Genomic DNA, 23718 nt, shown 5'->3' on the forward strand with positions numbered 1-23718 from the left:
ATCTACTACGGCTTTGCTCTGCGGCTGCGCCAGATGTTCTAAGCGAAAGCGATGTTGTAGATGCCCGCAGCGATCGCGCCGCCGATCAGCGGACCGACGACCGGGACCCAGGCGTAGCTCCAGTCGGAGCCGCCCTTGTTGGGCAGGGGCAGGAGGGCGTGCACGACACGCGGACCGAGGTCACGGGCCGGGTTGATCGCGTACCCGGTCGGCCCACCGAGGGACAGACCGATGGAGACGACGACGAGCGCGGTGATCAGGGCGCCCAGGGTGCCCAGGCCCTTGCCGTCACCGTTGAGACCCTGCGTGAGGACGGCGAGCACCAGCACGAACGTGCCGATGACCTCGGTGGCGACGTTCTGCCAGGCGACCCGGATCTCGGGGCCGGTGGAGAAGATGCCCAGCACCGGGCCGGCGCCCTTCTCCTGTGCCTCGACGGCCTTGGCGCTCGTGGCCTGCGCGCCCGGAGCGCCGACGATCTCCTTGTCGGTCAGGTGCGCGTGGAACTGGCCGTAGTAGACGATCCAGACCAGCGCCGCACCGATCATGGCGCCGAGCAGCTGCCCGCCCCAGTAGATCGGGACGTCACTCCAGGGGATGCCGTCCTTCTTGAGCGCGAGGGCGAGCGTCACGGCCGGGTTGAGGTGGGCGCCGGAGAGGGGCGCCGAGGTGTAGACGGCCGTCAGAACGGCGAAACCCCACCCGAAGGCGATGGCGAGCCAGCCGGCGTTACGGGCCTTGGAGGCCTTCAGCGTGACGGCGGCGCACACGCCGCCACCGAGCAGGATGAGTATGGCGGTACCGATGGTCTCGCCGATGAAGATGTCGGAGCTGGACACCCGCGACTCCTTTGTCCTTCGTCCAGGGGACCGAACCCCGGGTCCCTCCGGAGGTTCGAGCTGCCCTCGGGGGTGAGAGCGATGCCGGCCCTTGGCGTTGTCACACTCTAGCGCGTATTGCCGGTAGGTGTTCGACAATGCCGACCGATGGACGGGAGTCTTGCTCCGGCGTTACGCGCACGTCAAGGGTTCTGTTATCGAAAGTGCGATCGTTATTGATCGCTGTCGGTTGCCGATCTTGCGGGCCGACTGCGCAGGGCACGACGCCGGACACGCTGTGTGCCGACCGGGCGGTATGCCCGTTGTGTCAGCGTACGGCGAGGACCGGGACGCCGCCCGACGCCCGGTCCTCGCCCGCTGACTCTCACGTACTTCTCAGAACCGCCCGGCGCCCAGATCCCGCGAGACCGCGCGGGCGCAGTCCCGCACGGCCGCGATCAGCTCCGGGCGCAGCGCGCCCTCCTCGTCGGGCCGGCACAGCCGCTCCACCGCGCCCGTGATGCCGACCGCGCCGACCGGCATGCGCCGCCGGTCGTGGATGGGTGCGGCGATGGACGCGACACCCTCCCAGGTCTCCTCGACGTCCGCCGCGTACCCACGCGCGCGCGTGACGTCAAGGAGCTGCTCGAAGTCCTCCAGGTCGCACACGGTCCGTTCGGTGAACGCCTTGCGGTCGCTCTCCAGCGCCTCGCTGTGCGCGACCGGGTCGAACGCCGAGAGCACCTTGCCGAGCGCCGTGCAGTGCAGGGGCTGCATCGCCCCGATCTCCAGCACCTGCCGGCTGTCGTCGGGCCGGAAGACGTGGTGCACGATGAGGACGCCGTGCTGGTGCAGCACGCCCAGATGGACGCTCTCGCCGCTGGAACGGGCCAGGTCGTCGGTCCACACGAGCGCACGCGCGCGCAACTCGTGCACGTCCAGGTAGGTCGTGCCCAGGCGCAGCAGTTCGGCGCCCAGCTGATACCGCCCGGAGGCCTCGTCCTGCTCCACGAACCCCTCCGCCTGGAGGGTGCGCAGGATGCCGTGCGCGGTGCCCTTGGCCAGGTCCAGGGACGAGGCGATGTCCGACAGGCCGAGTCTCCGCTCGCCGCCCGCGAGCAGCCGCAGCATCGCGGCCGCCCGTTCGAGCGACTGGATGTTCCGTGCCATCGCCGTCCTGCCTCCGTCCGCTTCGACACCCGAGTGTTACGGCGCCGCTGCCGCTGTTCGGCAATGTCGAACACTACCGGTCCATGCCGACCTCCCGCTAATGGTCGGTCGGCAACTGTTGCGTCACTGGTATCCCGTTGATGACCTGGCCGCCATCCTCGTCCGTCCCGTGGACGTGCCGAACATCCAGCCGGGGACCCGGCTACCCTGGCGTGGTGCGCCCGGCGTGGGACGTCTCGCGGGCGCCTGAAGCCGACAGCCGTCGCAACTGAGGGAGCCCTTTCATGGCCTCGTCGCCACTGACCCCTTCCGCCGACAGCCGGACCCGTGTGTCCGCGCTCCGTGAGGCCCTTGCCACCAGGGTGGTGGTCGCTGACGGAGCGATGGGCACCATGCTGCAGGCGCAGGACCCCACGCTCGAGGACTTCGAGAATCTCGAGGGTTGCAACGAGATTCTCAATGTGACGCGCCCGGACATCGTGCGTTCCGTCCATGACGCGTACTTCGCGGTGGGCGTCGACTGCGTGGAGACCAACACCTTCGGGTCCAATCACACGGCCGCGTCGGAGTACGACATCGCCGATCGTGTGCACGAGCTGTCCGAGGCGGGTGCCCGGATTGCCCGTGAGGCGGCCGACGAGTACGCCGCCCGTGACGGCCGCCAGCGCTGGGTTTTGGGTTCGGTGGGGCCCGGTACCAAGCTGCCCACCCTGGGCCACATCGATTACGCCACGATCCGCGATGGTTATCAGGCCAACGTGGAGGGGCTGCTCGCCGGCGGCGCCGACGCTCTGATCGTGGAGACCACGCAGGACCTGCTCCAGACGAAGGCGTCGGTGCTGGGTGCCCGTCGCGCGCTGGAGGCGACCGGCTCCGATGTGCCGCTGGTGGTCTCGATGGCGTTCGAGACGACCGGCACGATGCTGCTGGGTTCCGAGATCGGCGCGGCGCTGACCGCGCTGGAGCCGCTCGGCATCGACATGATCGGCCTGAACTGTTCGACCGGGCCGGCCGAGATGAGCGAGCATCTGCGTTACCTTGCCCGGCATTCCCGTATCCCGCTGCTGTGCATGCCGAACGCGGGTCTGCCGATCCTCACGAAGGACGGGGCGCACTTTCCGCTGGATCCCGAGGGCCTGGCCGATGCCCAGGAGAACTTCGTCCGTGACTACGGCCTGTCCCTGATCGGCGGCTGCTGCGGTACGACACCGGAGCACCTGCGCCAGGTCGTCGAGCGGGTCCGTGGGCTCACGCCTTGCGAGCGCAGCCCGCAGCCCGAGCCCGGTGCCGCTTCCCTCTACCAGACGGTCCCGTTCCGCCAGGACACCTCTTACCTGGCGATCGGTGAGCGCACGAATGCCAACGGCTCGAAGAAGTTCCGTGAGGCCATGCTGGAGGCCCGCTGGGACGACTGTGTGGAGATGGCCCGTGAGCAGATCCGTGAGGGCGCCCACATGCTGGATCTCTGCGTGGACTATGTCGGGCGTGACGGTGTGGCGGACATGAGGGAGCTGGCGGGCCGTTTCGCCACCGCTTCCACGCTGCCGATCGTCCTGGACTCCACCGAGGTTCCCGTCATCCGGGCCGGTCTGGAAAAGCTCGGCGGCCGCGCGGTCATCAACTCCGTCAACTACGAGGACGGCGACGGCCCGGAGTCCCGTTTCGCGAAGGTCACCCAGCTCGCCCAGGAGCACGGTGCCGCGCTGATCGCGCTGACGATCGACGAGGAGGGCCAGGCCCGCACCCCCGAGCACAAGGTCGCCATCGCCGAACGGCTCATCGAGGACCTGACCGGCAACTGGGGTATCCACGAGTCGGACATCCTCATCGACGCCCTGACCTTCACCATCTGTACCGGACAGGAGGAGTCCCGCAAGGACGGCATCGCCACCATCGAGGCGATCGGTGAGCTCAAGCGCCGCCACCCGGAGGTTCAGACCACGCTGGGTCTGTCCAACATCTCCTTCGGTCTCAACCCGGCCGCCCGTGTCCTGCTCAACTCGGTCTTCCTCGATGAGTGTGTCAAGGCGGGCCTGGACTCGGCGATCGTGCACGCGTCGAAGATCCTGCCCATCGCCCGCTTCAGCGAGGAAGAGGTCCAGACGGCCCTCGACCTGATCTATGACCGTCGCGCGGAGGGTTATGACCCGCTCCAGAAGCTGATGGCGCTGTTCGAGGGCGCCACCACCAAGTCCCTGAAGGCGGGCCGTGCCGAGGAACTGGCGGCTCTGCCCCTGGACGAGCGTCTCAAGCGGCGCATCATCGACGGCGAGAAGATGGGCCTGGAGGCCGACCTCGACGAGGCCCTCCAGACGCGCCCCGCTCTCGACATCGTCAACGACACCCTCCTGGACGGCATGAAGGTCGTCGGTGAGCTCTTCGGCTCCGGCCAGATGCAGCTGCCGTTCGTCCTGCAGTCCGCCGAGGTGATGAAGACCGCGGTGGCCTATCTGGAACCGCATATGGAGAAGGTCGAGGGCGACGAGGCCGGCAAGGGCACCATCGTGCTCGCCACGGTCCGCGGCGACGTTCACGACATCGGTAAGAACCTCGTGGACATCATCTTGTCCAACAACGGCTACAACGTGATCAACCTCGGCATCAAGCAGCCGGTCTCCGCGATCCTGGACGCCGCCGCCGAGCACCGTGCCGACGTCATCGGCATGTCCGGGCTCCTGGTCAAGTCCACGGTGATCATGAAGGAGAACCTGGAGGAGCTCAACCAGCGCGGCATGGCCGCCGACTTCCCGGTCATCCTGGGCGGAGCCGCGCTGACCCGGGCCTACGTCGAACAGGACCTGCACGAGATCTACCAGGGCGAGGTCCGCTACGCCCGCGACGCCTTCGAGGGCCTACGCCTCATGGACGCCCTCATCGGCGTCAAGCGGGGCGTGCCCGGCGCCAAGTTGCCCGAGCTCAAGCAGCGCAGGGTGCGCGCGAATGCCGTGACCGTCGAGGAGGAGCGGCCCGAAGAGGGGCACGTCCGCTCCGACGTGGCCACCGACAACCCGGTGCCCACCCCGCCGTTCTGGGACACCCGTGTCATCAAGGGCATCCAGCTCAAGGAGTACGCCTCCTGGCTCGACGAGGGCGCGCTCTTCAAGGGCCAGTGGGGGCTCAAGCAGGCCCGCACCGGCGAGGGGCCGACGTACGAGGAGCTCGTCGAGACCGACGGGCGGCCCCGGCTGCGCGGTCTGCTGGACCGGCTGCAGACCGAGAACCTGCTGGAAGCCGCCGTCGTCTACGGCTACTTCCCGTGCGTGTCCAAGGACGACGACCTGATCATCCTGGACCAGGAGGGCAACGAGCGCACCCGCTTCACCTTCCCGCGCCAGCGCCGCGGCCGCCGGCTCTGCCTCGCCGACTTCTTCCGTCCGGAGGAGTCGGGGGAGACCGACGTGGTCGGCCTCCAGGTCGTCACCGTCGGCTCCCGGATCGGCGAGCAGACCGCCCAGCTCTTCGAGGCCAACGCCTACCGCGACTACCTCGAACTGCACGGCCTGTCCGTCCAGTTGGCCGAGGCGCTCGCCGAGTACTGGCACGCGCGCGTGCGTTCCGAGCTCGGCTTCGCGGGCGAGGACCCCAGTGACGTCGAGGACATGTTCGCCCTCAAGTACCGGGGCGCCCGCTTCTCCCTCGGCTACGGCGCCTGCCCCAACCTGGAGGACCGCGCCAAGATCGCCGACCTGCTCCAGCCGGAGCGCATCGGCGTCCACCTGAGCGAGGAGTTCCAGCTCCACCCCGAGCAGTCCACCGACGCGATCGTCATCCACCACCCGGAGGCGAAGTACTTCAACGCCCGCTGAGCCACATCCCGGCTCGCCAAGCACACTGATCGGATAAGTCGTACACTGGTCGGTCCACCGCAGGCCGGTTCCCTTCGTGGGAACCGGCCTGCTCGTCCCTCAAGGAGGTACGTGGATGACCAGCACGGTCCCCGCGCCATTGACCCGTACGGCGGACGGCTCCGCCCTCCAGGCCGTACTCCTCGACATGGACGGCACCCTGGTGGACACCGAGGGCTTCTGGTGGGACGTCGAAGTCGAGATCTTCGCGCGCCTCGGCCACACCCTCGACGACTCCTGGCGCCATGTCGTGGTCGGCGGCCCCATGACCCGCAGCGCGGGCTTCCTGATCGAGGCCACCGGCGCCGACATCACGCTCGCCGAGCTCACCGTCCTGCTCAACCAGGGCTTCGAGGAGCGCATCGGCCACGCCCTGCCCCTGATGCCGGGGGCGACCCGGCTGCTGGCCGAGCTGTCCACGCACCGGATCCCCACCGCCCTGGTCTCCGCCTCGCACCGGCGCATCATCGACCGCGTCCTCGCCACCCTGGGCCCCCAGCACTTCGCCCTCACGGTCGCCGGAGACGAGGTCCCGCGCACCAAGCCGCACCCGGACCCCTACCTGTTCGCCGCCGCCGGACTCGGCGCCGATCCGGCCAGATGCGCGGTGGTCGAGGACACCGCCACCGGTGTCGCCGCGGCCGAGGCCGCCGGCTGCCAGGTCGTGGTCGTGCCCTCGGTCGCCCCCATCCCGCAGGCCCCCGGACGCACTGTCGTCGGCTCCCTCGAAGAGGTCGACCTGACATTTCTGCGCGGCCTGATCACCCTTCGATGACGGAAATGCCTCGGCCGTTCACCCAGCGTGCAGCGCGGATAACGCGGTAATTCCCCAGGTCCCTGTCGCAGGAATTCAAAGCGCGCCGGATGGCCGAATTCCGGTCCGGCGCCCTCCCGTTACGGGTGTGAGGTTCCCCACTCGACGGGGCCTCGACAGGTGACCGAGGCTGTGCCGGACGCCCCGCTTCGAGGGGTGCGGACGCGCCCATGTGTCCCGATTGGTGAAACACTGCACCAATCCTTCCCCTGACGGGTTTTCGGTGCGTCCACACCCGGTTCCGCTGTGTGATGGAAGCCCAACTCCGGTGGCCGCGAACCCTCCTGCAGGTGCGGACTAATCTCCTGGTGAGAACATCGCCCTAACCCCGTGATCCGCCGCACCACCCATGCATGCCGGGTACACGGACTGAACAGCTGTGGAGAAACTCGAGCATGAACCGCAAGACTTTGGTGCTGCCGGCCGTCATCGGTCTGCTCGCGCCGGTGCTCGCCGCCTGCGGCGGCTCCAACAGCGGCAGCGGCGGAGGCGACGCGATCGCTGTCGGCACCACCGACCGGTTCACCGCCACGAAGGACGCTCCCGCGCCGCTCGACCCCGCCTACGCCTACGACGTCGGCACCTGGAACGTCCTGCGCCAGACCGTGCAGACCCTGATGATCCAGCCCAAGGGCGACGGCAACCCCGTGCCCGAGGCGGCCCGGTCCTGCGGCTTCAGCGACAGCGGCAACGAACGCTACGTCTGCACCCTGCGCGACGGCCTGAAGTTCGCGAACGGTGACGCCATCACCGCGGCCGACGTGAAGTACTCCATCGACCGCGCCCGCGCCCTCAAGGCGGACTCCGGCGTCTTCGCCCTGCTGTCCACCATCGACACCGTGGAGACCAAGGGCGACCGCGAGGTCATCTTCCACCTCAAGACCGCCGACGCCACCTTCCCGTACAAGCTGTCGACCCCGGTCGCCGGCATCGTCAACCCCGACGACTACGCGAAGAACAAGCTCCGCGACGGCTTCGACGTCGACGGCTCCGGCCCCTACACGATGAAGTCCGACGTCAAGAACGACGAGCTCGTCGACGCCGTGTTCACCAAGAACCCCAACTACAAGGGGTCGTTGACGGTGAACAACGACAAGGTCGAACTGCGCTCCTACTCGGACGCCGACGACATGGGCACCGCCCTCGAAAAGGGCGACATCGACCTCATCACCCGCACCATGTCGCCGCAGCAGATCAAGAAGCTCTCGAACGAGTCCGGCGGCGACGTCGACCTCGTCGAGATGGCCGGCCTGGAGATCCGCTACCTCGCCTTCAACACCAACGCCCCGGCCGTGAAGTCCCGTGCCGTGCGCCAGGCGATGGCTCAGCTCATCAACCGCAGCGAACTCGTCTCCAGGGTCTACGGCATCCAGGCCCAACCGCTCTTCTCGCTGGTCCCGGCCACCATCACCGGCCACTCCAACGCGTTCTTCAACAAGTACGGCGACCCGAGCGTCACCAAGGCCAAGTCCCTGCTGGCCCAGGCCGACATCACCACGCCGGTGAAGCTGACCCTCCATTACACGACCGACCACTACGGCTCGGGCACCAAGGAGGAGTTCGAGGACCTGCAGAAGCAGCTCAACGACAGCGGGCTCTTCGACGTCAGCATCCAGGGCGCGCCCTGGAGCACCTTCCGCCCGGCCGAGCAGAAGGGCAAGTACGACGTCTACGGCATGGGCTGGTTCCCGGACTTCCCCGACGCCGACAACTACCTCGCCCCGTTCCTCGACAAGGACAACTTCCTCGGATCGCCGTACGACAACGGCGAGATCCGCAACACTCTGATCCCGGACTCCCGCCGCGAGGCCGACCGCATCGCCGCGTCCGGAAGCCTGACCGAGATCCAGGACATCGTCGCCGACGACGTTCCCGTGCTGCCGCTGTGGCAGGGCAACCAGTACGTCGCCGCACGCGACGACGTCACGGGCACCGCCTACGCGCTCAACTCCTCGTCGACGCTGCAGCTGTGGGAACTCGGCCGAGGAGTGAGCGGCTGACCGACCGCGACGCCTCCAGCACCCCGGGCCTCGGTGGACGGGCCCGGGGATTCCACAAGAATCGACGACAAGGCACTCGCACGTGAACAAGCGCATCCAGTGGCAGGTCCTGCCCCTCGTGGCGGGCCTGGGCGCCGGTCTGCTGACCGGTTGCGGCACGGAGTCGGGGGACTCCGGTTCCGGCGGCTCCTCCGTGGTCATGGGGATGTCCGACGACGTCCTCGCCACCGACCCGGCCTCCGGCTACGACCCCGGCTCCTGGTTGTTGTTCAACAACGTCTTCCAGTCGCTGCTCAGCTTCCCCAAGGGCGGCACGGAACCGGAGCCGGACGCCGCCCAGAGCTGCGAGTTCACCGACACCAGGACCCAGGTGTACGAGTGCACGCTCAAGGACGGCCTCAAGTTCAGCAATGGCGACTCGCTGACCTCCGAGGACGTCAAGTTCTCCTTCGACCGCACGTTGAAGATCAACGACGACGCCGGTCCCGCGATCATGTTCCCGATGCTCGACAAGGTCGAGACTCCGGACGAGAAGAGGGTCGTCTTCAAGCTCAACACCCCGGACGCCACCTTCCCGAGCAAGATCGCCTCCGGCGCCGGCTCGATCGTCGACCACACGCAGTACGACGCCGACGGCCTCCGCAAGGACGGCAAGGCGGTCGGCTCCGGCCCCTACCAGCTCGACTCGTTCGACGACGACCAGGCCGTGTTCTCCGTCAACGAGAACTACAAGGGCACCGCCGACCCCCAGAACTCCGGTGTCACGCTGAAGTTCTTCCACGGCGACCAGAGCGCCCTGAAGACCGCCCTGACCGACAAGAAGGTCGACATCGCCTACCGCGGCCTGACCGCGGGGGACATCACCGACATCGAGAACGCCTCGCCCGACTCCGGCGTCGAGGTCGTCGAGGGCACCAGCGCCGAGGTCCAGCACCTCGTCTTCAACATGGACGACCCGGTCGCGGGCCGACTCGGCGTCCGCAAGGCGATCGCCTACCTGATCGACCGCGAAGCCCTCATCCACGACGTCTACCAGGGCACCGCGACCCCGCTCTACTCGATCATCCCGGCCGGTATCGGGGGCCACAACACGGCCTTCTTCGACACCTACGGCGCCCAGCCCTCCAAGTCCAAGGCAGCCGCCGCCCTCGCCGAGGACCACATCACCGGCAAGGTGAAGCTGACCCTGTGGTCGACACCGTCCCGCTACGGCCCGGCCACCGGCCAGGAACTGAAGACGATCGCCCAGCAGCTCAACGCCAGCGGCCTGTTCGACGCCGACGTGAAGTCCGTGGCCTTCGACCAGTACGAGAAGGACATCGCCGCCGGAAAGTACGGCGTCTACGTCAAGGGCTGGGTGCCCGACTACCCGGACGCCGACAACTTCACGGCCCCCTTCTTCGGCAAGGGCAACGTGCTGGACAACCACTACAGCAACAACGAGATCACCCGCTCGCTCATCCCGCAGACCGCCGCCCAGCCGGACCGCTCCGCGACGGACGACCCCTTCGCCACGCTCCAGGACATCGTCGCCGAGGACGTCCCCGTCCTGCCCGTGTGGCAGGCCAAGCAGTACGCCGTCGTCCGTGACGACGTCTACGGCCTGGAGTACTGCCTCGACGCCTCCACCGTGTTCCGCTTCTGGGAGCTCAGCAAGGGCTGATCCGACGGCGAGGACTGATCCCCCGACGGCCGCAGACACGAAGAGGGCGCCCCCCGTCAGGTGGGGGACGCCCTCTTCGCTCCGTACCGCTCCCGGCTACTGCGCGCCGGGACGCACCAGCCCGCTCTCGTACGCGTACACCGCGGCCTGCACCCGGTCCCTGAGCCCCAACTTGGTCAGGACGTGACCGACATGCGTCTTCACGGTGGTCTCACTGACGAACAGGTCCGCGGCGATCTCCGCGTTGGACAGCCCGCGCGCCACCAGCTTCAGCACCTCGACCTCGCGGTCGGTGAGCGTGTGCAACGTGTCCGGCACCGGCTCGTCGCCGGACGGCAGATGCGTGGCGTACTTGTCGAGCAGCCGACGCGTGATGCTCGGCGCGAGCATCGCCTCACCCGCGGCCACCACCCGGATCGCCTGCACGAGCTCGTTGGCCGGGGCGTCCTTGAGCAGGAAGCCGCTGGCCCCCGCCCGCAGCGCCTCCACCACGTACTCGTCGAGGTCGAAGGTGGTCAGCACGAGCACCTTGGCAGGGCCGTCCCGCCCGGGCCCGGTGATCTGCCGCGTCGCCTCGACACCGTCCATCCGAGGCATACGGATGTCCATGAGGACCACGTCGGGCTGGAGCGCCCGTACCTGGTCGAGAGCCTGCAGGCCGTCTCCGGCCTCGCCCACGACCGCGAGGTCCTGCTCGGCCTCCAGGATCATCCGGAAGCCGGTGCGCAGCAGCGGCTGGTCGTCGACCAGTAGGACGCGGATGGCCACGTAAGTCTCCTTCGCTAGTCCGGCCCCATTCTGCCCTGCTCACCGATCGCGGGCGTCACCGGCAGTGGGTACGGCGGGGGAGTGCCGCCGAACTCCGGACAGTGCTCCTGGTGGTCGCACCAGCCGCACAGCTTGGTCGGGCGCGGCCGCCAGTCGCCCGTCTCCGTGGCCTGCCGGATCGCCTCCCACAGCGCCAGCAGCTTGCGCTCGACGCGCTCCAGGTCCGCGAGGACGGGGTCGTACGTCAGGACGTCACCGCTGCCGAGGTAGACGAGCTGGAGCCGACGCGGGATCACGTTCTTCAGCCGCCACACCACCAGGGCGTAGAACTTCATCTGGAACAGCGCGCCCTCGGCGTACTCGGGCCGGGGCGCCTTGCCGGTCTTGTAGTCGACGATCCGCACCTCGCCGGTCGGCGCCACGTCGACCCGGTCGATGATCCCGCGCAGCCTCAGCCCCGAGTCCAGCTCCGCCTCGACGAACAGCTCCCGCTCCGCGGGCTCCAGGCGCGTCGGATCCTCCAGCGTGAACCACCGCTCGACCAGCCGCTCCGCCTCACCGAGCCACAGCGCCAGTCGCTCGCCGTCCGGATCGTCGGCGAACAGCTCCACCACCTCGGGCCGGCTCTCCCTGAGCCGGTCCCACTGGCCGGGGACGAGCGACTTGGCCCGGGGCGCGGTCCGCTCCGTGGCCGGGGCGTCGAAGAGCCGCTCCAGCACCGAGTGCACCAGGGTCCCCCGAGTGGCCGCCTCGCTCGGCTTCTCGGGGAGCCGGTCGATCACCCGGAACCGATACAGCAGCGGACACTGCATGAAGTCATTGGCACGAGAAGGGGAGAGGGAGGCCGGCGCTATGGCGGCCGGCCGCGAGACCTCCACCGCCTCCTCCGCCGTACCCTCTGCCGTCGGCTCGCCCGTGACCGGCTCCACCGCCGCCCCCGGGTCGCCGCTCGCGGCCTCCGCCGTGTCCTCGGTGCTCGTCTCCATGACCACAGACCATACGGGTCGCCACTGACAGTGACCCACTCGCGGCCGGACCGCCGTGACACCTGAGGAAACACAGGGGGTGCCGGGGCGGAACGCGTCGCCACCGCCGCATACCATCGACCCGAGACCCTTCCGCACGGCAGGCGCGGAAGACGCTTCGAACGAGGGGACATCGTGGACGAGAGCGGCGGGAGCGGGCAGCCGCGGTCCGGCAGGGACCGGCCGGCCAAGCCCCACGCAGGGCCCACGGCCCAGACCACCGACCCCACGACCCCCGACCCGCACGAGCACGGAGACCGGGCGTCCGCCACGAACCCCGCCAGCGCTTCCGCACAGGGCGCCGGCACACCCCGACCCGACGGGGGCTTCGACGGCACTGACGGTGCCCCGGCCGACGACCGTCCCACCCCCGAGGCCGCACCGGAGCCCGCCGCGGATGGCAACCCCGCCCAGGAACCGCCGACGGCCGACGACACCGCCGAGGCCGGCGGCCTCCCGGAGACCGGTGCTGGGCCGGAGGGGAGTGGGCGCCCGTCGGAACCGCCGGTGGCGGGCACCCGCGGCCCTTCGCCACGAGCGGCCGACGACACGTCCGAGGCCGATGCTCCCCTGGAGGCCGACGATGCGCCCGAGGGAAGTCAGCGCCCGTCCGACGCCCCCGCACCCGCCCCGGAGGCCGAAGGGCCGGAAGGCGAGGGCGTGAGCGCGGATCATGAGTCCGCCCACCCCCACGGCGGTCCCCGACAGCCCTCACCCCCCACCGACCTGCACAAACCCGAAGAGCCGGACGCCGACCACGCCCGTCCGGCCTACCACGACGCCCACCGCACCCTCGCCCACTCCGGTGCCCCCAAGAGCCCTCCGCCCCAGTCCCCCCAGCCCCGGGGCGGCCTGCTGATGGGCCGCCCCTTCGGTGTGCCCGTCTACGTCGCCCCCAGCTGGTTCCTCGTCGCCGCGCTCATCACCTGGGTGTTCGGCGGACAGCTGGACCGCGTGCTGCCGGAGCTCGGCGCCGCCCGCTACCTCGTCTCCCTCTTCTTCGCGGTCGCCTTCTACGCCTCCGTCCTCGTCCACGAGTTGGCGCACACCGTCGCGGCACTGCGCTTCAAGCTCCCCGTCCGCCGCATCCAGCTCCAGTTCTTCGGCGGCGTCTCCGAGATCGAGAAAGAGGCCGAGACCCCTGGCCGGGAGTTCGTGCTGGCCTTCGTCGGCCCGCTGCTCTCGCTGATCCTCGCCGGCCTCTTCTACCTCGCCATGCAGCCCGTAGAACCCGGCACGGTCCCCGGCGTCCTGCTCGCCGGCCTGATGGCCTCCAACCTCATCGTGGCCGTCTTCAACCTCCTGCCCGGCCTCCCCCTCGACGGCGGCCGCATGCTCCGCGCCGTCGTCTGGAAGATCACCGGCAAGCCCATGAGCGGCACCGTCGCCGCCGCCTGGGTCGGCCGCGCCCTCGCCGTCTGCGTCCTCATCGGCCTCCCCCTGCTCACCCAGTCCGGAGCGCTCGGCTCCTCCGCCGAGGACAACGTCGGCATGGACACAGTCATGGACGCCCTGCTCGCCGCGATCCTCGCCGCGATCATCTGGACCGGCGCCGGCAACAGCCTGCGCATGGCACGCCTGCGCGAACACCTCCCCGAACTGCGCGCCCGCACCCTCACCCGCCGCGCCGTCCCCGTCGAGACCGACACCCCCCTCTCCGAGGCCCTGCGCCGCGCCAACGCCGCCGGCGCCCGCGCCCTGGTGGTCGTCGACGCCGAGGGCACCCCGCTCTCCCTCGTCCGCGAGGCCGCCATCGTCGGCGTACCCGAACACCGCCGCCCCTGGGTCGCCGTCAGCGGCCTCGCCCAGGACCTCACCGACGGCATGCGCGTCTCCGCGGAACTCGCCGGCGAGGACCTGCTGGACACCCTGCGCGCGACCCCCGCCACCGAGTACCTCGTGGTCGAGCAGACCGGCGAGATCTACGGCGTCCTGTCCGCGGCCGACGTGGAACGCGCCTTCGTGAAGGCCATGGCCAGACCGTCCTAGTGGTCGGCGGCCCCTCCGGGGACCGGTAGGCTGTTCACATGTCCGAACCGACCGGTGCCGCCCGCAGGCGCGGGCCCTTCAAGGTCGGGGACCAGGTTCAGCTGACCGACCCCAAGGGCCGCCACTACACGTTCACGCTCGAAGAGGGAAAGAACTTCCACACCCACAAGGGTTCCTTCCCGCACGACGAGCTGATCGGCGCACCCGAGGGCAGCGTTGTCCGCACCACCGGTAACGTCGCCTACCTCGCGCTGCGCCCCCTGCTCCCCGACTACGTCCTGTCCATGCCCCGCGGCGCCGCCGTGGTCTACCCGAAGGACGCGGGGCAGATCCTCGCCTTCGCCGACATCTTCCCCGGCGCCCGCGTCGTGGAAGCCGGCGTCGGCTCCGGCTCGCTCAGCAGCTTCCTGCTGCGCGCCATCGGCGACCAGGGCATGCTGCACAGCTACGAGCGCCGCGAGGACTTCGCCGAGATCGCCCAGCAGAACGTGGAGCGCTACTTCGGCGGCCCGCACCCCGCCTGGCAGCTCACCGTCGGCGACCTCCAGGACAACCTGTCCGACACCGACGTCGACCGCGTCATCCTCGACATGCTCGCCCCCTGGGAGTGCCTGGAGGCCGTCTCCAAGGCGCTCGTCCCCGGCGGCATCCTGTGCTGCTACGTCGCCACCACCACCCAGCTCGCCCGGACCGTCGAGTCCATCCGCGAGATCGGCTCCTTCAACGAGCCGACCTCCTGGGAGTCGATGATCCGCAACTGGCACGTGGAAGGCCTGGCCGTCCGCCCGGACCACCGCATGATCGGCCACACCGGCTTCCTGCTCACCGCCCGCCGCCTCGCCGACGGTGTCGAGCCCCCCATGCGCCGCCGCCGCCCCGCCAAGGGCGCCTACGGCGAGGACTACACCGGCCCCAACGCCGACGGAGGCTCCGGCCGCTAGGGCGGCCCCGTGCCGCAGTCAACGTACAGGCGCCGGGGTGGAGTTCCCGCAGACCAGGGGAACTCCACCCCGGCGCTTCCGTGTTGAGGGGGCGACGGAAACCGCCGTACGGCAACCCGCACAAGTACCCACCCCGCCGTTCCCCCGACCTGTGACGTGTGGCACCATCTTGGCCACCCCACCCCCACCGGCACGCCCTCACAGGAGACGCTCCTAGTGCAGCAATCCGCCGTCCCGGAACTGGCACACACGCACACCCGCCCGATCCACTGGGTCGCCACCGCCACCGCCGTGGCAGGCGTCGTGGCCTTCTCCGCGGTCCTCCAGCCCAACCCGGCAACGGCGGCCCAGGCGGCCGGCCCCGAGGCCAGACCCGCCCCCGTGGCCACGACCGCACCCGATCCCGCGGACGTCCACTTCCCGATCGACTGCGGACCCGTCAAGGCGAAGATCCAGAAACAGGTCTCCGGAGACCTCGACGGCGACGGACGGCCGGAAACAGTCGTCGTGGTGCACTGCGACGCCCCCATGGGCACCCCGCCCGACGCCGTCTACGTCATCACACGCGCGAAGGGCACCGGTGAACCCCGTGTCGTCGCCACCCTGCTGAGCCCGAAGACCCGCAACACCGTCACCGACTTCACGGTGAGCGACGGCACCGTCCTCGCGACCCTGCTCGGCTACTCCACGTCCGACGTACCCAGTTGCTGCCCGGATGTGAAGGACAAGGCGAAGTGGCAGTGGAAGGACGGCGCGTTCGTCCGCTCGACCCCCGCGGGCACGCACACCGTCTGACCGAAGCGATCACATCTGTGAGAAATCAGACAGTGGTCACGCACCGTGCCGTTCGGGTCACTCCGCGTCCGGTCCGTAGATCTCGACCCTGTCCGAAACTCGACGTACATGGATGCAGTCGCCAGGACACTCCTTCGCGGAGTCGACCACATCGTTGAGAAGCGGCAGAGGTACGGGCGTTGTGGCGCCCCTGTCCTGCAGAAGCTCGTCGTCCGAGCCCTTCACATAGGCCAGACCGTCGATGTCCAGCTCGAACACCTCGGGCGCGTACTGGGCACAGATGCCGTCACCGGTACAGAGATCCTGGTCGATCCAGACCTCCAGGGTCTCGCCGTCGGCCCCGACCTCCTGCTGCACTCTCATCTCTCCTGCCGTTTATGCGTCGAGCCGAACGGGAATCCGGCCAGCTCTGACGGGTGTTGAACAGTTCGACCCTACCTTCGGCAGCTTTCCAATCTTGTTCGGTGGGTATTCCCCTGGCGTGAGGGAGAGCGCAAGGGTGAAGATCGGACACACCTCGACAGTCTTTGTGATCTAGGGGTTTCAATCGACACCCACCCAGGTAGGGTCTGGAAGCGTCCAGCTCCCCTTGGAGGAGGTGAGGACCGTGGCAGCCCACGACGACGACATGAACCGCGGCATCCGCCCGGGACGAGGGTCCGACGACCCGTCCGGGCAGATTGCCTACCTTGAGCAGGAGATCGCCGTCCTGCGACGCAAGCTCGCCGACTCTCCGCGACACACGAGGATTCTCGAAGAGCGGATCGTCGAGCTGCAGACCAACCTGGCCGGCGTGTCCGCCCAGAACGAGCGACTCGCCAACACGCTCCGTGAGGCCCGCGACCAGATCGTGGCCCTCAAGGAGGAGGTCGACCGGCTCGCACAGCCCCCGGCCGGCTTCGGCGTCTTCCTCGAAGCGAACGAGGACGGCACCGCCGACATCTTCACCGGCGGCCGCAAACTGCGGGTGAACGTCAGCCCCAGCGTCGAACTCGAAGAGCTCCGGCGCGGCCAGGAAGTGATGCTCAACGAAGCTCTCAACGTGGTCGAGGCCATGGAGTACGAGAGCGTCGGCGACATCGTCACCCTCAAGGAGATCCTCGAGGACGGCGAGCGCGCCCTGGTACAGGGCCACACGGACGAGGAGCGGGTGGTACGGCTCGCCGAACCGCTGCTCGACGTGACCATCCGCCCCGGCGACGCCCTGCTCCTCGAACCGCGCTCCGGCTACGTCTACGAGGTCGTGCCCAAGAGCGAGGTCGAGGAACTCGTCCTCGAAGAAGTCCCCGACATCGGCTACGAACAGATCGGCGGACTCGGCGGCCAGATCGAGGCCATCCGAGACGCCGTCGAGCTGCCGTACCTCTACCCGGACCTGTTCAAGGAGCACGAACTGCGCCCGCCCAAGGGCGTCCTGCTCTACGGACCCCCCGGATGCGGCAAGACGCTCATCGCCAAGGCCGTCGCCAACTCGCTGGCCAAGAAGGTCGCCGAGGTCACCGGCCAGGCCACCGGCAAGAGCTTCTTCCTCAACATCAAGGGCCCCGAGCTCCTCAACAAGTACGTCGGCGAGACCGAGCGGCAGATCCGCCTCGTCTTCCAGCGTGCGAGGGAGAAGGCCTCCGAGGGCACGCCCGTCATCGTCTTCTTCGACGAGATGGAATCCCTCTTCCGCACCCGCGGATCCGGTGTCAGCTCGGACGTGGAGAACACCATCGTCCCCCAGCTGCTCGCCGAGATCGACGGCGTGGAAGGCCTGCAGAACGTGGTCGTGATCGGCGCCTCCAACCGTGAGGACATGATCGACCCCGCCATCCTGCGTCCCGGCCGCCTGGACGTGAAGATCAAGATCGAGCGTCCCGACGCCGAGGCCGCCAAGGACATCTTCGCCAAGTACCTCACCGAGCGCCTCCCGCTGCACTCCGACGACGTCGGCGAGCACGGCGGCAGCAAGGCCACCACCGTCCAGAGCATGATCCAGACGGCTGTGGAACACATGTACGCGGAATCCGAGGAAAACCGCTTCCTGGAAGTCACCTACGCCAACGGCGACAAGGAAGTCCTCTACTTCAAGGACTTCAACTCCGGCGCCATGATCGAGAACATCGTGGGCCGCGCCAAGAAGATGGCGATCAAGGACTTCCTCGATCACAACGCCAAGGGTCTCCGCGTCTCCCACCTCCTCCAGGCCTGCGTGGACGAGTTCAAGGAGAACGAGGACCTGCCCAACACCACCAACCCCGACGACTGGGCCCGCATCTCCGGCAAGAAGGGCGAGCGGATCGTCTACATCCGTACGCTCATCACCGGAAAGCAGGGCGCCGACACCGGGCGCTCCATCGACACGGTGGCGAACACCGGTCAGTACCTGTAAAGACAGGGCGGCTGCGGGTGCCCTCACCGGGGTACCCGCAGCCGACTGTTTTTCAGGCAACTAACCGGACCAAAGGCGAGCAAGGCAATGACGCAAATGATCTCCCCACCAGCGCAGAGCCGTTCTAGGCTCTTCGGTACCGCCGAGTCGCGCAGTGCGGGGACGGGCACCGCACACGCACCGGAGCGCCAGCGGTACTTGAGCGGCGCCCCCGACCGAGGGCGCTGCCGGGCAAGGAGGGCCGCATGACCGTACGGCGAGTAATGGGCATCGAGACGGAGTACGGGATCTCCGTCCCCGGCCACCCCAACGCCAATGCCATGCTCACCTCGTCCCAGATCGTCAACGCCTACGCGGCGGCGATGCACCGGGCCCGCCGGGCCCGCTGGGACTTCGAGGAGGAGAATCCGCTGCGGGACGCACGGGGCTTCGACCTCGCCCGCGAGGCCGCCGACTCCAGCCAGCTCACCGACGAGGACATCGGCCTGGCCAACGTCATCCTCACCAACGGCGCACGACTCTACGTCGACCACGCACACCCCGAATACAGCAGCCCCGAGGTCACCAACCCACGCGACGCCGTCCTGTGGGACAAGGCCGGCGAACGCATCATGGCCGAGGCCGCCGAACGCGCCGCCCAGCTCCCCGGCGCCCAGCCCATCCACCTCTACAAGAACAACACCGACAACAAGGGCGCCTCCTACGGCACGCACGAGAACTACCTGATGAAGCGGGAAACCCCCTTCTCGGACATCGTGCGCCACCTCACGCCCTTCTTCGTCTCCCGCCAGGTCTTCGCAGGCGCCGGCCGCGTCGGCATCGGCCAGGACGGACACGAACACGGCTTCCAGCTCAGCCAGCGCGCCGACTACTTCGAAGTCGAGGTCGGCCTGGAGACCACCCTCAAGCGCCCGATCATCAACACCCGCGACGAGCCCCACGCCGACGCCGAGAAGTACCGCCGCCTCCACGTGATCATCGGCGACGCGAACCTCTCGGAGATCTCGACGTACCTGAAGCTCGGCACCACGGCTCTGGTCCTGTCCATGATCGAGGACGGCTTCATCGCGGTGGACCTCGCGGTCGACCAGCCGGTACGGACCCTGCACCAGGTGTCGCACGACCCCACCCTCCAGCGCCTGGTCACCCTCCGCAGCGGCCGCACACTCACCGCGGTCCAGCTCCAGATGGAGTACTACGAGCTCTCCCGCAAGTACGTCGAAGAACGCTTCGGCGCCGACGCGGACGACCAGACCAAGGACATCCTGGCCCGCTGGGAGGACACCCTCAACCGCCTCGAGAACAACCCCATGAGCCTCGCCGGCGAGCTCGACTGGGTCGCCAAGCGCGAACTCATGGAGGGCTACCGGCGCCGCGACGACCTCGACTGGGACGCCGCGAAACTGCACCTCCTGGACCTCCAGTACGCCGACGTACGGGCCGACAAGGGCCTCTACAACCGCCTCGCGGCCCGCGGCCGCATCAAGCGCCTCCTCGACGAGAACGAGGTCGAGCGGGCCCGCACCAAGCCCCCGGAGGACACGCGCGCGTACTTCCGCGGCCGCTGCCTGGAGCAGTACGCCGACGACGTCGCCGCGGCCTCCTGGGACTCGGTGATCTTCGACCTCCCGGGCCGGGACTCGCTCCAGCGGGTCCCAACCCTCGAACCGCTTCGCGGAACGCGAAATCACGTCAAGGAGCTCCTGGACCGCTGTCGCACGGCAGAAGACCTGGTCAGGGTGCTGTCGGGCAGCTGAGAGGGTCCTGGGGCCGGGCGGTCCCGCAGGGTGGAAAACCCGGCCAGAGGGAATCATCGAGATGGCCCCCGTACGTTGTAGGAACTGCGGGGCCGATGTCGGACCCTGCTTGTAGGGTCTGATCAAGAACGTCGAACCGAGCGGGGTGAGGGGTTATGGCGACCAAGGACACCGGCGGCGGACAGCAGAAGGCCACGCGCAACACCGAGGAGGTCGAGGAGCAGACTGCGGAGACGCAGGGTTCCGAGGACCTCAAGGAGCGCCAGGAGAAGCTCAGCGACGACGTGGACTCCGTCCTGGACGAGATCGACGACGTACTCGAAGAGAATGCCGAGGATTTCGTGAGGTCCTTCGTGCAAAAAGGCGGAGAGTAGAGGCTGATAGGTCACTTTGCCTTCGAAGTGAAGGTTGCGGGGGAATCAAGTGGCTGAAGAGCCCGACGCCAAGGAATGCAGGAAGTGCGGGCGGGATCTACCTCTTGCGGCCTTTGCGCGTGACAGGAATCGGCGTGACGGCCTCCAGGTGCACTGCCGGGAGTGCGTGGCGGAGTACAGCGCCGCGCACTACCGGCGGCGCCGGGAGGCCATGGGTAAGCCGGTTCGGGAGCAGGTTGACGTCCCGGACGGGCACAAGCTCTGCCGCACGTGCGCAGAGATCAAGCCGTGGAGCGAATGGCATCGCAACACGACGGCCTCGGACGGGTTGTCGACGCGCTGCAAGGCGTGCCGCGCGGCTCAGGGTCGGCGAGACCATTTGAAGCGTCAGTACGGCCTCACCGAAGACGAGCGTGACAAGTTGATCGCCTCTCAAGGGGGCGTCTGCTGCATATGTTTGGCGGCCGTGCCCGAGCATGTGGATCACTGCCACAAGACGGGTAGGGTCCGAGGCGTACTGTGCTTCAGCTGCAATGCCGCACTGGGGCAGTTCAAGGATCGGCCCGATGCCATAAGGCGGGCTGCTGCTTATGTGGAAGGAATCGCGTGGAAGCCAACACTCGTAGCACCGGGCGTCTACCAGCTGCCTTCCTGACGCCTGGGTCGTCGTCCTTCATGGACTTCCTGTCCGAGCACCAGCCGGAGATGCTCCCGGGCAACCGGCAGCTGCCGCCCATGCAGGGTGTGATCGAGGCGCCGCACGGCACCACGATCGTGGCGGTCACCTTCCCCGGAGGTGTCGTGCTCGCCGGTGACCGTCGCGCCACGATGGGCAACGTCATCGCTCAGCGGGACATCGAGAAGGTGTTCCCCGCCGACGAGTACTCCGCCGTCGGGATCGCCGGCACCGCCGGTCTCGCCGTCGAGATGGTGAAGCTGTTCCAGTTGGAGCTGGAGCACTTCGAGAAGGTCGAGGGCGCCCAGCTGTCGCTGGAGGGCAAGGCGAACCGGCTGTCCACCATGATCCGTTCCAACCTCGGCATGGCGATGCAGGGGCTGGCCGTGGTGCCGCTGTTCGCGGGATACGACGTGGACCGCGGCAGGGGGCGGATCTTCTCCTACGACGTCACCGGCGGCCGTTCCGAGGAGCACAACTTCGCCGCCACCGGTTCCGGCTCGATCTTCGCGCGCGGTGCCATGAAGAAGTTCTTCCACGACGGTCTGACCGAGGCCGAGGCCACGATGCTCGTGGTGCAGGCCCTGTACGACGCGGCCGACGACGACTCGGCGACCGGTGGTCCCGATGTCGCCCGCCGGATCTACCCGATCGTCACCGTGATCACCGAGGACGGCTTCCGCCGGCTCACCGACGACGAGTCCTCCGAGATCGCCCGTTCGATTCTCGAGCGGCGGCTGGAGCAGCCCGACGGCCCGCGGGCCGCGTTGCTCTAGGCGCCACCCGTCTTGTTCAAGGTGATCGCAGTGACTTCCACAGAAAGGGACGGATAACCGGTGTCGACGCCGTTCTATGTCTCCCCCCAGCAGGCGATGGCCGACCGGGCCGAGTACGCCCGCAAGGGCATCGCCCGTGGTCGCAGCCTGGTCGTGCTGCAGTATGCCGACGGCATTGTGTTCGTCGGCGAGAATCCGTCCCGCGCGCTGCACAAGTTCAGCGAGATCTACGACCGGATCGGCTTCGCGGCCGCCGGCAAGTACAACGAGTACGAGAACCTGCGGATCGGCGGCGTCCGGTATGCCGACCTGCGTGGCTACACCTATGACCGTGACGACGTGACCGCCCGTGGTCTCGCCAACGTCTACGCCCAGACGCTGGGCACGATCTTCTCCTCGGCCGGTGAGAAGCCGTACGAGGTGGAGCTGGTCGTGGCCGAGGTCGGTGAGACGCCGGACGGCGACCAGATCTACCGGCTGCCGCACGACGGTTCCATCGTGGACGAGCACGGCTCGGTCGCGGTGGGCGGCAACGCCGAGACGATCAGCAGCTATCTGGACCAGCGTCACCAGGACGGCATGAGCCTGGCGGAGGCGCTGAAGCTGGCCGTGCAGGCGCTGTCCCGTGACACGAACGGCAGTGAGCGGGAGATCCCCGCGGAGCGGCTGGAGGTCGCGGTGCTGGACCGGACGCGTCCGCAGCAGCGCAAGTTCAAGCGCATCGTGGGGCGTCAGCTCGGTCGGTTGCTGGAGGCCGGCGGTGCGTCCACCGAGGCGGAGAGCGCGGACGAGGCGGAGGGTTCCGAGGACGAGTAGTCCCGGGGCGTCCCGCCCGACCATTACCCCTTCTGCGCCCCGGCCGACCTTGAGGCCGGGGCGCCGGGCGTTCAGGGGGTGCTGGGCGGGGCCGTGGAGCCCCGGACGACCAGCTCGACGGGGATGTCCCCCGCCTGCGGTGTACGGCCTTCCAGGACGGCCAGGAGGGCTTCCATGCCGCGTTCGCCGAACAGCTCGGCGTCCAGTCGTACGGTCGTCAGCTCCGGGTCGATGGCGGTGGCGAGGCCGAGGTCGTCCAGGCCGGTGACGGAGATGTCGTCGGGGATGCGCAGGCCGAGCCGTCGTACGGCCTTGTAGGCGCCGGCGGCGAGTTTGTCGTCGTCGCAGACGAGGGCGGTGGGCCGGGGGCCCGGGGTGGTGAGGGCGGCCTCGGTGGCGGTCAGGGCGCCGTCGATCGAGATGGGTGCGTGGGCGGTGCGGACGGAGGTGCCGGGGACCGCGTCGAGCTGTTCGGCCAGTTCGCGCGCGCGGACCTCGAAGGTCCAGGAGGGCACGTCGGCCGCGAGGTGCAGGAAGCGGCGGTGGCCGAGGTCCAGGAGGTGCGCGGCGACCTGGCGGATGCCGTCGGCGATGTCCAGGTTGACGGTGGCGGCGCCGAGGCTGCCCGAGGGGTCGCTGTCGAGCATGACGAGGGGGAGCTGGTCGCCGCGGATGGCGGTGAGGGCGTCGGCGGCCATGGAGGAGGCGATGACGCCGTCCAGGGCGGCCTGGGCGGACGCGAAGGGGTCGCGGGCGGGGCCGATGCCCTCGGGGGAGGGGTACAGGACGACGCCGAAGCCGTGGTCGGCGGCCACGCGTGCGGCGCCGGTGTAGACGCCGGCGAAGAACTCCGTGGTCAGGGCCGGGACGACGAGCAGGACCGTGCGGGTGTGGCCGAGGCGGAGGTTGCGGGCGGCCAGGTTGGGCCGGTAGCCGAGGTCGCGGGCGGCTTCTCGGACCCGTTCGGCGGTGGTTTCGGAGACCCGGCCGCGCCATTTGTCGCCCAGCACGAGCGAGACGGCAGCCTGGGACACCCCGGCTGCCTGTGCGACGTCACGGCTGGTCGGGCGCGTACTGCTGCGTGCCACCGTGGGTCCGCTCCTTCGTCTGGACGTCC

At 68.7% G+C, this 23718-nt stretch carries 19 protein-coding genes; 13 read left to right on the forward strand and 6 right to left on the reverse strand.

Annotated elements, in window-relative coordinates:
• Positions 1-38 precede the first annotated feature (38 nt).
• Positions 39-839, reverse strand: a complete 801-nt coding sequence (locus OG841_RS37145) for an MIP/aquaporin family protein (protein ID WP_328637368.1) — start codon at positions 837-839, stop codon at positions 39-41.
• Between the two features lie 375 nt (positions 840-1214).
• Complete coding sequence (locus OG841_RS37150) at positions 1215-1988, reverse strand: IclR family transcriptional regulator (protein WP_328637367.1); 774 nt, start codon at positions 1986-1988, stop codon at positions 1215-1217.
• Positions 1989-2272: 284 nt separating this feature from the next.
• On the opposite strand from OG841_RS37150, the gene metH reads away from it, so the two are divergent.
• The 4 genes from metH to OG841_RS37170 all read left to right on the forward strand — a co-directional run bounded on the left by metH (position 2273) and on the right by OG841_RS37170 (position 10310).
• On the forward strand, positions 2273-5794 hold the full coding sequence (gene metH / locus OG841_RS37155) for a methionine synthase (protein WP_371568655.1): 3522 nt from the start codon (positions 2273-2275) through the stop codon (positions 5792-5794).
• Positions 5795-5909: 115 nt separating this feature from the next.
• The gene (locus OG841_RS37160; protein WP_328637365.1) at positions 5910-6608 is read left to right on the forward strand and encodes an HAD family hydrolase; all 699 of its coding nucleotides are present in this window, start codon (positions 5910-5912) and stop codon (positions 6606-6608) included.
• A 434-nt stretch (positions 6609-7042) separates the two neighbouring features.
• A complete protein-coding gene (locus tag OG841_RS37165) occupies positions 7043-8647 on the forward strand; it encodes an ABC transporter substrate-binding protein (protein WP_371568658.1) in 1605 nt (534 codons plus the stop codon).
• 82 nt (positions 8648-8729) lie between these two features.
• Positions 8730-10310, forward strand: a complete 1581-nt coding sequence (locus OG841_RS37170) for an ABC transporter substrate-binding protein (RefSeq protein ID WP_371568661.1) — start codon at positions 8730-8732, stop codon at positions 10308-10310.
• 96 nt (positions 10311-10406) lie between these two features.
• Here OG841_RS37170 and OG841_RS37175 read toward each other — a convergent pair whose 3' ends face one another.
• Both OG841_RS37175 and OG841_RS37180 read right to left on the reverse strand, forming a co-directional pair.
• Positions 10407-11078, reverse strand: a complete 672-nt coding sequence (locus tag OG841_RS37175; RefSeq protein WP_030606450.1) for a response regulator — start codon at positions 11076-11078, stop codon at positions 10407-10409.
• A 14-nt stretch (positions 11079-11092) separates the two neighbouring features.
• Entirely contained in the window at positions 11093-12064 is a 972-nt protein-coding gene (locus OG841_RS37180) for a RecB family exonuclease (protein WP_365120683.1), read from the reverse strand.
• A gap of 174 nt (positions 12065-12238) precedes the next feature.
• Here OG841_RS37180 and OG841_RS37185 point away from each other — a divergent pair, with 174 nt between their 5' ends.
• The 3 genes from OG841_RS37185 to OG841_RS37195 all read left to right on the forward strand — a co-directional run bounded on the left by OG841_RS37185 (position 12239) and on the right by OG841_RS37195 (position 15828).
• Entirely contained in the window at positions 12239-14092 is a 1854-nt protein-coding gene (locus OG841_RS37185; RefSeq protein WP_328637361.1) for a site-2 protease family protein, read from the forward strand.
• Positions 14093-14130: 38 nt separating this feature from the next.
• Complete coding sequence (locus OG841_RS37190; RefSeq protein WP_057614329.1) at positions 14131-15033, forward strand: tRNA (adenine-N1)-methyltransferase; 903 nt, start codon at positions 14131-14133, stop codon at positions 15031-15033.
• Between the two features lie 216 nt (positions 15034-15249).
• Positions 15250-15828 (forward strand): hypothetical protein, encoded by a 579-nt coding sequence (locus OG841_RS37195; RefSeq protein ID WP_365120689.1) that lies wholly within the window; start codon positions 15250-15252, stop codon positions 15826-15828.
• A 57-nt stretch (positions 15829-15885) separates the two neighbouring features.
• Here OG841_RS37195 and OG841_RS37200 read toward each other — a convergent pair whose 3' ends face one another.
• Positions 15886-16191: a ferredoxin gene (locus OG841_RS37200; RefSeq protein ID WP_069761305.1), complete on the reverse strand. Its 306-nt coding sequence runs from the start codon at positions 16189-16191 to the stop codon at positions 15886-15888.
• Between the two features lie 244 nt (positions 16192-16435).
• On the opposite strand from OG841_RS37200, the gene arc reads away from it, so the two are divergent.
• From arc to prcA, 6 genes are all read left to right on the forward strand, one after another.
• Positions 16436-18202 (forward strand): proteasome ATPase, encoded by a 1767-nt coding sequence (gene arc, locus OG841_RS37205; protein ID WP_057614326.1) that lies wholly within the window; start codon positions 16436-16438, stop codon positions 18200-18202.
• 245 nt (positions 18203-18447) lie between these two features.
• On the forward strand, positions 18448-19959 hold the full coding sequence (gene dop, locus OG841_RS37210; RefSeq protein WP_353964044.1) for a depupylase/deamidase Dop: 1512 nt from the start codon (positions 18448-18450) through the stop codon (positions 19957-19959).
• Positions 19960-20114: 155 nt separating this feature from the next.
• A complete protein-coding gene (locus OG841_RS37215) occupies positions 20115-20333 on the forward strand; it encodes a ubiquitin-like protein Pup (RefSeq protein WP_007380863.1) in 219 nt (72 codons plus the stop codon).
• Positions 20334-20382: 49 nt separating this feature from the next.
• Positions 20383-20988, forward strand: coding sequence for an endonuclease VII domain-containing protein (locus OG841_RS37220; protein WP_365120693.1), 606 nt, complete (start codon positions 20383-20385; stop codon positions 20986-20988).
• On the forward strand, positions 20940-21785 hold the full coding sequence (prcB, locus tag OG841_RS37225) for a proteasome subunit beta (protein WP_328637359.1): 846 nt from the start codon (positions 20940-20942) through the stop codon (positions 21783-21785). The genes OG841_RS37220 and prcB overlap by 49 nt, the downstream gene beginning before the upstream one ends.
• A gap of 60 nt (positions 21786-21845) precedes the next feature.
• Positions 21846-22601, forward strand: coding sequence for a proteasome subunit alpha (gene prcA, locus OG841_RS37230; protein ID WP_059207842.1), 756 nt, complete (start codon positions 21846-21848; stop codon positions 22599-22601).
• Between the two features lie 71 nt (positions 22602-22672).
• On the opposite strand, the gene OG841_RS37235 is transcribed toward prcA, so the two are convergent.
• Positions 22673-23689, reverse strand: a complete 1017-nt coding sequence (locus OG841_RS37235) for a LacI family DNA-binding transcriptional regulator (protein WP_328637358.1) — start codon at positions 23687-23689, stop codon at positions 22673-22675.
• Positions 23690-23718: the final 29 nt, after the last annotated feature.

The sequence above is a fragment of the Streptomyces canus genome, assembly GCF_041435015.1.
GTDB classification, from domain to species: Bacteria; Actinomycetota; Actinomycetes; order Streptomycetales; family Streptomycetaceae; genus Streptomyces; species Streptomyces canus_G.